The 12,163-nt window shown below is 60.3% G+C and carries 9 protein-coding genes; 5 read left to right on the forward strand and 4 right to left on the reverse strand.

The window, feature by feature from the left end; all coding sequences use genetic code 11:
- Nucleotides 1-16: 16 nt before the first annotated feature.
- Nucleotides 17-1,708 carry an ABC transporter substrate-binding protein gene (locus ACK3R5_RS18690; protein WP_411969004.1) on the reverse strand — a complete coding sequence of 564 codons (1,692 nt, stop codon included), beginning with the start codon at nucleotides 1,706-1,708 and terminating at the stop codon, nucleotides 17-19.
- A gap of 202 nt (nucleotides 1,709-1,910) precedes the next feature.
- Here ACK3R5_RS18690 and ACK3R5_RS18695 point away from each other — a divergent pair, with 202 nt between their 5' ends.
- Both ACK3R5_RS18695 and ACK3R5_RS18700 read left to right on the forward strand, forming a co-directional pair.
- The gene (locus ACK3R5_RS18695) at nucleotides 1,911-3,158 is read left to right on the forward strand and encodes a Zn-dependent hydrolase (protein WP_411969005.1); all 1,248 of its coding nucleotides are present in this window, start codon (nucleotides 1,911-1,913) and stop codon (nucleotides 3,156-3,158) included.
- 399 nt (nucleotides 3,159-3,557) lie between these two features.
- Nucleotides 3,558-4,373: an IclR family transcriptional regulator gene (locus ACK3R5_RS18700; protein ID WP_411966249.1), complete on the forward strand. Its 816-nt coding sequence runs from the start codon at nucleotides 3,558-3,560 to the stop codon at nucleotides 4,371-4,373.
- 367 nt (nucleotides 4,374-4,740) lie between these two features.
- Here the strand turns inward: ACK3R5_RS18700 and ACK3R5_RS18705 are convergent, their stop codons facing one another.
- Complete coding sequence (locus tag ACK3R5_RS18705; RefSeq protein WP_411969006.1) at nucleotides 4,741-6,660, reverse strand: archaea-specific SMC-related protein; 1,920 nt, start codon at nucleotides 6,658-6,660, stop codon at nucleotides 4,741-4,743.
- A 103-nt stretch (nucleotides 6,661-6,763) separates the two neighbouring features.
- Between ACK3R5_RS18705 and rdfA the strand changes: the two genes are divergently transcribed.
- Nucleotides 6,764-7,360 (forward strand): rod-determining factor RdfA, encoded by a 597-nt coding sequence (gene rdfA / locus ACK3R5_RS18710; protein ID WP_411966251.1) that lies wholly within the window; start codon nucleotides 6,764-6,766, stop codon nucleotides 7,358-7,360.
- A gap of 263 nt (nucleotides 7,361-7,623) precedes the next feature.
- Here the strand turns inward: rdfA and ACK3R5_RS18715 are convergent, their stop codons facing one another.
- Entirely contained in the window at nucleotides 7,624-8,376 is a 753-nt protein-coding gene (locus tag ACK3R5_RS18715; RefSeq protein WP_411969007.1) for a universal stress protein, read from the reverse strand.
- The gene (locus ACK3R5_RS18720; RefSeq protein ID WP_411969008.1) at nucleotides 8,369-9,835 is read right to left on the reverse strand and encodes an APC family permease; all 1,467 of its coding nucleotides are present in this window, start codon (nucleotides 9,833-9,835) and stop codon (nucleotides 8,369-8,371) included. The genes ACK3R5_RS18715 and ACK3R5_RS18720 overlap by 8 nt, the downstream gene beginning before the upstream one ends.
- A gap of 213 nt (nucleotides 9,836-10,048) precedes the next feature.
- On the opposite strand from ACK3R5_RS18720, the gene ACK3R5_RS18725 reads away from it, so the two are divergent.
- Together ACK3R5_RS18725 and ACK3R5_RS18730 are read left to right on the forward strand one after the other, a co-directional pair.
- Nucleotides 10,049-11,284 carry a tyrosine-type recombinase/integrase gene (locus ACK3R5_RS18725; protein WP_411969009.1) on the forward strand — a complete coding sequence of 412 codons (1,236 nt, stop codon included), beginning with the start codon at nucleotides 10,049-10,051 and terminating at the stop codon, nucleotides 11,282-11,284.
- 226 nt (nucleotides 11,285-11,510) lie between these two features.
- Entirely contained in the window at nucleotides 11,511-12,149 is a 639-nt protein-coding gene (locus tag ACK3R5_RS18730; RefSeq protein ID WP_411969010.1) for a helix-turn-helix domain-containing protein, read from the forward strand.
- The last annotated feature ends 14 nt before the right edge of the window (nucleotides 12,150-12,163 follow it).

A 12,163-nucleotide genomic window follows, 5' to 3' on the forward strand; every position in this document is an offset into this window, starting at 1 on the left:
GTGTATGGAATCGGGATTAGCGGTCGAGCCAGTTGTCGGTGAACTGCAGCGTCGACCCGTCGGGTGCACCGATGTCACCCTTGTACTGCGAGGCCGCACCGTAGAGGCTCGGTTGCCACCACAGGAACATGTGGCCGGCGCGTTCGTCGTGGAGAATCTGCGTCGCCTGGTGGTAGAGGTCCGCGCGCTCGTCTTCGTCGTAGATGGTGCGCGCTTCCTCGACGAGGGAGTTGTACTCGTCGTTCGTCCAGTTGGTGAAGAAGAACGCACCGTCCGGGTGCAGGAACTTGTAGAACGACACGTCGGGGTACCACAGTGCGAGGTAGGAACTCGTGGTCGCCTGGAAGTCACGCTTCGAGTAGACGTCCGAGAGCCACGTACTCCACGTAATCTGCTGGATTTCGAGGTTGATGCCGACTTCGGCGGCGTCGGCGGCGATGACCTCTGCGGCCTGCACCTGCGTCGGGTAGGACTGCGGAATCTTGAACGTCGCCGTGTAGCCGTCGGACATGCCGGCGGCGTCGAGGTGTTCCTGCGCCTTTTCGAGGTCACGTGGGCGCGGTTCGACGTCCGGGTTGACCCACGGACTCCCGGGTGCGGCGGGGGAGGCGGTGGTTTGGCCGGTGCCGTAGAGGGCCGCTTCTGCGACCTTCTCCTTGTCGATGGCGTAGTCCAGTGCGAGGCGGGCGTCCTTGTTGTCGAACGGCGCCACGTCGCAGTTCATGCCGAGGTAGACGAGCGACTTGGGGAACTGCTTCTCGAAGCGCACGTCCGGTGCCTGTTCGACGCGGGAGACGTCTTTCGGCGCGATGCCGTTGATGAAGTCGTACTCGCCGGCGAGGAACGACTGGAGACGGACGCTCGGGTCCGGAATCTCGCTCTTGACGATTTCGTCGATGAACGGACCGTCTTCCTCAGAGGCGCCCCAGTAGTCCTCGTTGCGGACCATCGTGAACGACGTCTCGATTTCACGGCTCTCGAACTTGTACGGGCCAGTCCCGATAGGCGTCTCGACCATGTCCTTCGCGGCGTTCTCGGCCGGCATGACCGAGAGTTCGGCCGTCGCCATCTTCGCGAGGAAGGGGGCGAACGGTTCGGTGAGTTGAATCTCGAAGGTGTAGTCGTCGGGAGCGCGGAGTTCGTCGACGAACTCGAAGAACCCAGTGGCGAGGTAGTCGCCGTTCTGGACGCGCTCGTAACTCGCGAGCACGTCTTCTGCGGTCATCTCCTTGCCGTTGTGGAACATCACGCCCTCACGGAGTTCGAACGTCAGGAGCGTGTTGTCGTCGGACTGCTCGAAGGACTTCGCGAGGTGTGGCTTGATAGAGTAGTCGTCCTGCAGCGCGACGACTTCCTCGTAGATGTTCTCTAAGACGCGCTTCGACGCTGCGGAGGTATCGATGTGTGGGTCGAGACCCTGCACCGGAACTGCGCCGCCCCACTGGAGCGTGCCACCTTGCTTGCCACCGCTCGATTCGGTGGTGTCGGTGTCGTCACCGCCGGAGTCGCCACCGGAGTCGCCGCCACCGCCGTTACCCGAGTCGCCGCCGGAGTCGCCGCCGTCGTCACCGCCGCCCGTACAACCTGCGAGTGCTGCAGCACCAGTCGTCGCCGCCGCGCCGAGGAACGTCCGCCGGTCGAACCGTCCACGGAGTGAACCAGTGCCGTCACTATCGGGAGAGTCGGACCCCTTGCTATTCTCTTGCATATAGAGCCCCAAATCCGCTAATGTGATATAAAAATTTTGGTGGTTTAAATACTCCCGCCGTCACACACCACTTACCGGAGTGAGTAACCGACTCGTCGGCGACAACCCTACCGAACTCTCGTGGAATAGAGACGGCCACTGGTGTCAATTATCTATCCATTTTCCAAACACGTAAATAGGGTCAATCACGAATCCCGGAACCATGCGAGTCAATCAGCAGCGACTCCGCAGTGACATCGAGTCGAACGCGGAGTTCGGTGCCGTCCCCACGGACGAGGGTCGTGGGCGGACGGTCCTGACAGGGAGCGAACCAGACCGGCGAGCACGGGAGTTCTTCTGTGAGCGTCTACGAGACGCAGGCCTCAGTATCCACATCGACGAAGTCGGAAACATCGTCGGTCGGTGGGTACCCGAGAGTGCGGACCCCGACGCGGCACCGGTCGCCACCGGAAGCCACCTCGACTCCGTCCCAGAGGGCGGTATCTTCGACGGTCCACTCGGCGTGTACGCAGGGTTAGAGAGCATCCGAGCGATGCAAGACGCCGGCGTCGAACCCGTTCGTCCCGTCGAAGTCGTCAACTTCACCGAAGAGGAAGGCCAGCGATTCGGCGGGGGCCTCGTCGGGTCGGCCGTCGCGACAGGCGAGATGAGTAGTGCAGAGGCACTCGCTATCGAAGACGCCGACGGGATTCCATTGGGTGACGCACTCGCGGACATCGGCTTTCGCGGCGAAGGTCGAATCGACGCGTCGGCGTGGGATGCGTGGATAGAACTCCACATCGAGCAGTCAGAGCGACTCGAAGACGCGAGCGTCCCTGCCGGTGTCGTCACGAGTATCGTCGGTCTCTCGCGGTGTGCCGTCGAGATAACCGGGGAGGCCGACCACGCCGGGTCGACGCTCATGGACGACCGGTCCGACGCGCTGGCGGCCGCCAGCGAGTTCGTCCTCGACGTCGAGCGAGCGACGAACGAGCGCAACCAAACCTCGGAGACGGCAGTCGGAACGGTCGGCAAACTCGACGTGTCGCCGAACGCACCGAACGTCATCGCCGGGAAGGCCACGCTGACCGTCGACGTACGGGACGTCGACTACGGGTCCATCGAGTACATCATCGACGCGGCCCGCCAGAGTCTCGCTCGTCTCGAAGACGAACGACCCGTCGAGACGACGCTCGAACACCCGTGGGACCGCCACCCGGTGGAGATGAGCGAGCGGTGTCGCACGGCACTCCACGACGCCGGGTCGGCGGCGAATCTGGACACCCTCGACATGCACTCGGGTGCCGGTCACGACACGATGCACGTCGCAGACGTCACAGACGCCGCACTCCTCTTTGCCCCGTCACGGGACGGTATCTCCCACAATCCGCTCGAGTGGACCGACTGGGACGACTGTGCCGACGCGACGCGAGTTCTCGCCGGCGCTCTCGCCCGACTGGCCACCGAATAACGCCATCGCACGCCGAAGACTGGCCGCCGAAGACAGACACGACACGCTGCTGACGACTCCGCACTGATTTTCCAGCGCAATCGGTTCCGATTGTCGACAGACATCGAGGTCACAAAACCGTCTTCACAGTGGTTCCGTCGGCATTCCGTGGGATTTGGAGTGGTTTCGCTCCACCCCCCAGTGTCCGTGTCGAACGGTTCGGCGAGCGTTTGGTATATGAGAACAGCGTAGCTAGATGTCGATATACGGTCGTCTGGGACCACCTTCCGCTGCTATTTGAAAGCGTTACTTAGACAGTTCTCCCACAAAGCACCGACTTGGCCGAAGTAACCCGAGATTAGCGATTGTGAAAGTTTGTGAAATACAAACACATATAGGAGCGGAGCGTCGATTACGACCATGACAGACGAACACACGGGCGGTTCGCCGCGGACCCTGAAGACGGTGTCTCGTGCGTTCGACGTAGTTCGAGCACTCGAAGAGTTAGACGGCGCGAGAGTGACAGAGTTGGCAGATTATCTGGACCTCTCGAAGAGCGTCGTCTACAACTACCTGAGCACACTGCGCGAAGAGAAGTACGTCGTGAAAGAAGGCGACACGTACCGACTCTCGCTGCAGTTCCTCCTCGTCGGTGAGTACGTCCGCTACCAGAATATCCTCTACCGCATCGGGAAGCCAGAGATAGAGGAGTTGGCCGAAAAGACAGGAGAGTACGCCCATCTGGCGACCGAACAGCACGGACTCGGCGTGAACCTCTACAAGGTGAGTGGAGAGACGGCGGTGGGGAGCGACTACCAGGTGAACAAACTCCAGCGAGCAGACTACCTCCACTTCTCTGCGACGGGGAAGGCGATTCTGGCACATCTCCCTCGTGAACGCGTCGATTGGATCGTCGACCGGTACGGTCTGCCGGCGAAGACGGAAGCGACGATTACCGACAGAGAGGAACTCCTCGACGAACTGGAGACGGTCCGAGAGCGCGGTTACTCACTCAACGACGAAGAGGAAATCAAAGGACTGCAAGCCATCGGCGCTCCGGTGACGAACCGCCACGGCCGTGTCCTCGGGTCGATTAGTGTCTCGGGGCCCGTCCGCCGCATGAAACAACCCGAATACCACCAGGAACTCATCGAGAGCGTCGTCAACACGGCGAACGTCATCGAGGTGAACGTCAACATGGAAGAGTCCGACGACGAGTTCCCGACGTTCAGCTAACTGCGGCACCATTACACAGGTACGTGTGTAATTGGTTTCCGACGATGCGATTGGTGTCAGTTCACAATCTGCGAACCACTCAGACGGTTTCTGTTCGAACCCGCAATCACTGAGAGACAGCCGTATCGGATGGTTTCTCACCCGAATTGGACGGGTTTTCTGTACTGGAACGACACCGAGAGACACCCACTCAGCCCTCGATACTGTGGGGGTAATCTGAACGTCTCCGGACAACCAGCCGTCCGCCGAGTCTGAATCTGTAGAAGTGGAGAATTTACGCCCATCTTGCCCGGGATGGGCAGAACACGGTGTGATATTCTCGATATATGAACGAAAGAGAGACGAAATCCGAACGGCAGGGGGTGAGTTAAATCTCGGTGATTCTGGCGTGTTCGTCGCCGAGCGCAGACGCGTCCTCGGGGAGGAGTGCGACGACGACGTACTCTGCGTGTTCGTGGACGTACTCGACGAGTGCGGCGATACGCTCCGAATCGATAGCCTCCAACGAGTCCAGGAGCATGAACGGCAGTTGCTCGGCGACGTCGTGGACGAGATAGCCCGCGAGGCCGAACACCAGTCCGATGACCTCTCGTTCACTCTCCGAGAGGTGGTCGACGGTGTCCTCGTAGACGGACCCGGTTTCGGTCTGTCTGACGATGTGCAGGTTGAACTCGCTTTGGTCGTTAGAGTTGCCGCGTCCGCCCGTTTTACGGTGGAGACGCTCTATCCAGACGCGTTCGATGTTTTCGTACTGGAGGATGTCGAGGACGCGTTCCATGTGGTCGTTGAACGCCTCGACGGCGTCGGCCTCGATTCGGTCGATACGGCCGCGGAGTTCCCGAATCTCCTCGTCGATTTCCTCGCGCCGCTGTTTGTGTTCGGCGAGTTCGTCCTTTCGGACACGTGCTTCGTCGAGACGCTCGCGGACGCGTTCACGTTCGTCTTCGAGACGCTCTCGTTCGAGTTCCGCCCGGTTGGCCTCCGAGTGAAGTTCGACCAGTTCGTCCGTCTCGTCGTCGACTTCTTCTGCCTCGGCTTCGACGGTGGAAATCTCCTCTCGAAGCTCTTCCTGTCGAGTTTCGAGTTCTTCGATTCGTTCGACCGTCTCCTCTCGTTCCGCCACGGTCTGTTCTAACCGGGACGAGAGTTCGCGGCGGCGCGTCTTCCGCTCTTCGATGGTGTCGAGTCGCGACGAGAGTTCGTCGATGGCGTCTCGTGCCTCTCTGCGCTCGGCGGCGAGTGTCGCTCGGTACTCTTCGAGATGTTCGACGGTTGCTTCGATAGTCTCCGACGAGACTTCCGACCCGCACGTCCAACAGACGACGTCGTCGTCGCCGAGCAGTTGGTCGGTGACGCTGCCACCCTCTTGTTCGCCGCGGAGGGCGTCGGTCACCTCTCTGTTCTCGCCGGTGAGCATCGACTCGTTGACGCGGACGATGTTCTGAATCTCGTTCATCTGCGATTCGAGTTCTCGCACACGCTCGCGCCGGTCTGCGAGTTTGGACTCGAGTTCCGACGGTGAGTCGGCGGTTTCGTCCGGCAGTTCGGCGAGAGACTCGCGGATGTCCGCTTCGTCGTCGCGAAGTGCTTCGAGGCTCTGGCGCTCGGTTTCGAGGCGGAATCGGACGTTTTCGAGGGTCGACCGAAGTTCGTTGAGTCTGTCGAGTGCTTCGTTTTCCCCGTCGTCGGTCCGGTCGGTCGACTCGATTTCGGCTTCTACCTCTTCGAGGCGCTCGCGGGCGTCTTCGATTTTGCTCTCGAGTTCCGCCTCGCGTCGTTCGAGGTTTCCAATCGTCCGTTCGAGTTCGTCCTCCTCGCCGAGTTGGTTCGAAATCTGTCGGCGCTCGGCCTCCAACTGCGTAATCTGTGCTTCGATGGCCGTCGTATCGACGGGTCGCATGATGATTTCGCGCAAGTCGTCGCCCCGTTCTACCGCCCGCCGCGCCTCATTCGACTCCAGCAAGAACGCAAAGAGGTCTGCGAGTTCCGGGTCGGAGAGGTACGGGTCGCCGTCGGCGACGGTGTTCGAACCCTTCCGACGAAGGACGCGGGTGAACGTCTCGTCACCCATCGTGAGGCTCACTTCACCCTCGTCGGCGTCGGCTTTCAACGACGCTCGGTTGCTCCCGAGCGCGGTCATCAGCGCCTGCAGGAACGACGTTCGGTTGGTCGCGTTTCGGCCCACGAGAATCGTGATTCCGGGTTCGAATTCGACTTCCGTGTGCTCGATGCCACCGATGTTCCGCGCTTCGACGGAGACAGTAGTGGCGCGACTAGTAACAGTCATAGAGGGTACCAACGATTGTGTGAAGATAATTGTTCGTATTTGATTACATGCGTACCGATGTAATGGAAACCATTATGCCCCTCGTTCACTTCTGTCTGCATATATGGCTGATAGCCGACCGAATCCGACGAACTCGAAGGTCGGACGCCTCATCGAGTCGTACGGGTTGAACGGACTCGGTGAGGAGTTAGAACAGCGGTGGACCGCCGACGAAGACGCAGATAGCTTGCGAACGCTCGCGGACGTGTTCAACCACGAACTCCTCGAAGCGGCCGCAGTGGACGCTGGTCTCGACTTGCTCGACGGCGAAATCCAGACGTTCTACGAAGCGCTGTCCGACAACGACGCCACCGGTGGCGAGCGCGCTCGGGCACGTGGCCGACTGGAACGTTCTGGCATCGACGTCGATGGACTGCAGCGCGACTTCGTCTCACACCAGGCGATTCACACCTACCTCACGTCGTACCGTGGTGCCTCGAAAGAGCGCAAGCGGAGCGACCCAACCGAGCGAGTCCAACGACTCCGTGGCCGCCTCGCTGCGGTGACAGAGAGCGCGTTAGACTCGGTAGCGAATCAGGACGACTTCGTGGTGGGGTCACCCGAGGTGCTCGTCGACGTACAAGTGTTCTGTGCCGACTGTGGAACCCAGTACGGATTCGACGAATTGGTCGAGCGTGGGGGGTGTGAGTGTAGACAGTAATTTTATTTTTATACAATACTACTCCGCGAATTGTAATACAGAAGCGATGAAGTCACTCGCCCAAGAGATGTCGTAGACGCCGAGTTTCTGAGTTAGTGGCCGGTTATAGGCTCTCAATCGGCTGAATGCACTGCAATTTTTAAAAATTTTGGGGTTTTTCACAGTCGGTGTCAGTCCGAGAGAAGGTGTCCAATCCGATTTCTCACGTTCGGGTATTGATTATATTTCGAACTACCATTTATTGAAGATGAGTGCCCAGACGTTCACAGCGCTCCCGACTCGTCGTCGTCGACTGGTTCGAGAGGGCGACGAACGACGAGTACCGGACCGACGGTCTGTTCGGCGACACGTTCGGACGTTTCACCGAACAACCGGCCGCGAATCGTCGGTTCCTCTTCGCCCATGACGACGACGTCGTGCGTGTCGGCAGCTTCTACGAGTGCCTGCAGCGGATTTTGGGCGACTGCCACGACTCTCGAAAGCTGGTCACTTCGGATGCCGAGGACGGTGAGTTCGTCCGAAACCCTCCCGAGGAGTGCTTCACCGTCGGCGACGTCCGCCTCGTCGGTGACGGCGTGGAAGAGCGTGATGTCGGCGTCGTGTTGCCGAGTGACGCCCGCGACGACTTTGGCAATCGTCTCGACGTTTATCTCCTCTTTTATCGGGACGATGATACGGTCGATAGCAGGCGCGGGGTTGGAGAGTAAGACCGCATCACAGTTGGCGTCCGTCGCGACGCGTTCTATCGTCTGGTCGACGTCGTGTGTGAAGACGAGGCGAGTCTCGACTGTCGCGCCCTCTGTCTCGAACGCCTCGACGAGGTCCGCGAGTTCGGCCTGAGCTTTCGTCTCGAACTGTTCACGCGCTTGCTCAGGGGCGGTCTGTTCTGGAATCTCGTGGTAGCCAAGGAGGACCACAGTCGAACTCGACAGGAGACGTATCATCTGGTCCGGTATCACCTGTCCTTTGAGAATCGCAACGGGAACGAGCACCCGGACGTGAGTCGTGTTACGCATCTAGCTGCACCCCCTTTAGCTCGACGTCGCGAGCGTAAAGCAGGTACCACGCCAGTGCGGCGACGCTGACCACCACACCGACGGCCTGCGAGAGTGGTTGCATGAAGGCGACGAGGCTGAAACTCGCTATCGCCCCGACGACTGGAACGAACGGATATCCGGGGACCCGAAACGACGGTTGATACCAGTCGGGATTCGACTGTCGGAGGACGACGAGTGCCACACACATCAGGCCATACGAGACGAGGTGCAGGAACGAGGCGACTTCCGCCAACACTTCCGTTCGACCGACGGCGACGAGGACGACGGTGGGTCCACCGACGAGTGCGAGTGCGACGTGTGGTGTCCCGTACCGGAGGTTGACACGGCCGAGTCGTGGTGGGACCAACGCGTCACGACTCAGGGCATACAGTGCCCGCGACGAACTCAGAATAGACGCGTTCGCGCTGGAGACTGTCGCGAGGAGACCGGCGACCAGGATAGCAATCGCACCGGGGAGACCGAGATACGACCGTGCGACTTCGACGATAGCCGTCTCTCCGAACGTCGCGAGTTGACCGCTCCCGAACGCGCTCGTCGAGACGAGTATCGTGACGACGTAGAGCGTCCCGACGATACAGACGGAACCAATCATCGCGACGGGAAGGTTTCGCCCCGGTTTCGTAATCTCCCCCGCGACTGTCGCAACCTGTGCGAATCCGAGATACGAAGTGAAGACCAGTGCCGCCGTCGTGAGGACACTGAACGGGCCGTACGGAAGGAACTGCTCTGGGACCGTCTCGCGTCCGAACAGGCCGAGTGTGTCGAGCGACCCGTAGACGAGGAAGATGAGGAGGATTCCGAGGAGGAGACTCACGATTGCGTTCTGAAGTTTCGTCGTGTTCTCCGTCCCGAACACACTGAGGACGGTCAAGGCGACACCGAATCCGACGCCGAGGACCGTGAGAAACGGAACTGTCTCGACGACGAGGGCAGACGCACCAATCTCTTCGAGGACGGCGACGGCGTACTGTGCGAACCCGACCAGATAGAACGCGGAGGCGAAGACGAGGCCCAACCAGAGGCCGATACCCACGACGGCCCCGAACGGTGCGCCCATGCCGCGCGAGATGAAGTAGTACGCGCCACCACTCTTCGGCATCGCCGTCGCCAACTCGGAGGTCGGAAGCGCGACGAGTAAGGCGATGACGGCACCGATCGTAAACGAGACAGCAGCGGCGGGGCCTGCGTTTCCCGCCGCCAGACCGGGGAAGACGAAGATTCCGGCACCGACCATCGTCCCCACACCGATAGCGAGGCCACCTCGAAGGTCGATGGTCCGTTCGAGTTCCGTCCCGCTTTCGAGGACGGTCACTTCGTCGGCAGTCTCTCCCACGTCTACCGACGGGTCCGAAGAAACGAGTGGCCCACCTTCTCCCCCTTCCTGACCGGCGTGTTCGCCCCCCTCGTGTTCGTTCATGACGTATTCTCGATTGTACTTGTGTCTTTGCCGTCATATAATCCTCCCCCACGATTCTCAGTCGGATTCCGTACTCGTGGACGAATTGGCCAGCCGACTTCGGTGACAAAGCGTCGAATAGAGAGAAAGTATTAATCCCTCTCCACGACGCCGTGAAACCAGAACGATGGGTCCCAGACTCCGACAGGAAGGCAACGGCCGGGGTGAGACCACGTGAACTGGTCACGGAAGTCGCTCGACGAACTCGAGTCGTTCTACTGGGATACCATCGCCCCGGCGATGGACCGCGATGGGATGGACCCAACCCGGGACGTCCCGACGTACGACTGGTTGACCGACCACGGGTGGTCGGGTATCGCCTACGCGTTACGCGAGAAACACGGCCTCACACCGCGTCAGTTCTTCGTCGACGTCGTTGGCCTCGGACACGACGACGCAGACGACGGGTACGACTGGGATATCGACGACGACGCGACAGTCGAAGCGTTCGAATCGTATCTCGACATGCTCGAATCCCGGCGTGGACTCGCAGACTCCACGATTCCGACTCGACGGACCCACCTCGCGCGGTTCGCCCGCGTCTATCGTGACCACCATGGCCGCGCCACACTCCTCGACGAACTCGACGACAGAGACGCCGAACCGGACGAGATTTCCCGGTGTCTCGAGGTTTTAGACGAGTTCGACGACGAACTCGCCACCGACGGGACGAAACTCAAATACCTCCAGACGGTTCGTGCGTTCTACGACTATCTCGTGGACTTTCGACGCGCACGGTACAACCCCGTCGAGAACGCCGCCAAACAGTTCCGCTGGGAGCAGGGACAACCCGACAATCGCACGATGACGGCCGAGCAGGTTCGCGGGGTGTACACCACCGCGTCGGACCTCGAAGAACGACTCCTCGTCCTTGGCCTCGCCGCGTGGGGCCTCCGCCCGAACGAACTCGCGTCACTCGACGTCTCGCAACTCGCCCTCTCCGGTGACGACCCGCACATCTCGTTCGAAGAACGCAAGAACGGCCCCGGTACCGTCGCCCTGCTCTACGGCGTCGATGCCGTCGCCGAGCGAATCGATTCCCTCTCGGACGACGACTGGAACGGCGCTCTCTTCCCGTCGTCTCGCTCCTCGACGGGACACATCGCCCGCGAGACGGTCAATCGGCGCTTCAAACGACTCGCACGCGACGCCGGTGTGTCCGTCGATGGAGAGACGCCGACTGCCAAACTCTGTCGCCGTTTCTGGTATACGACCTATCAGGAAGCAGTCGAAGAGATGCTCTCGCAGTTAGAAGGTGTCGCGGCAGACCAGGGGTCGAAGAGCGCCGACGTTGTCATGTCGAACTACCTCTCCGAAGAGCGACGACGCTCGTTCCGCCGGCAGGCGATGCGTGAGAAGTTGGCCGCCGTGTTCGACAGCGACGGGCGGAGACGAGCGAGCGGGCGATGATAAACTAAATGCCGCGATAGAAACGTTCGGCGTCGACAGGTTCGCCCGAGCGTACCAACTGATACTCGGCCGGCCTCCAACCACCAGTCTTGCTCGCAATCGAGCGGCCTGCACGACGTGCTATCGTTCCCAGAAAATGGCAATCTTGAGCCTGTCCTTTACCCTCGGTCACGTCCCTTCTAGCTGAGCAGTCTCCCGTCGGTAGAATGGTCCACCTGATTTCCCTATGACAGAAACGACGAAGTATCACGACAACTCAGAAACTGGCACGCTGGAGCTTCGTGCCGAGTTAGAACTCGGAATTCCACCAGATTCGACGTGTCCGTTGTTCAACAACGTTCAAGGAGAAATCGACTCTGTAACACTCTTCCCGTATTCAGGGGTCTGTTTCATCGACGTGACGGTTTCGAACGATGAACAACAGGACACTGAAAGCCTACGGCTTGCTCAGGAAATCGACAACTGTTCGTGCCCAGCGTTCTGGTCGCACGGGTGTACCCCCAACGTCCTCCGCATCGAAGGCGATACGGCCATCTCCGAGGTGTACGTCCCAAACCGGAAGGTGCTGAAGGAAATCGTGGCAGACATCAGGGAGACTGGGCGGTCAGTGAAGTTGCGGAAGCTTACACCTGTCGAACAGAGCGGCGAGCGGTCTGAACCCCGGTGGTTCGAGACGGCGCAGTTGACCGACAAGGAGCGTGCGGCCGTCGAACAGGCCGTCGCACGCGGCTATTACGAGACGCCGAGACGTGTTTCGCTGGAGGAGCTTGCGACCGAATTCGGAATCACAAAACAGTCGTTCTCGACCCGTCTCCAGTCGGCAGAGTCGAAGATGGTGACGGGCATCTTCGATGACGCCGAGTGACGCGACCCGATTCT

This window comes from Haloferax sp. YSSS75 (genome assembly GCF_046764215.1).
Classification (GTDB): Archaea; Halobacteriota; Halobacteria; order Halobacteriales; family Haloferacaceae; genus Haloferax.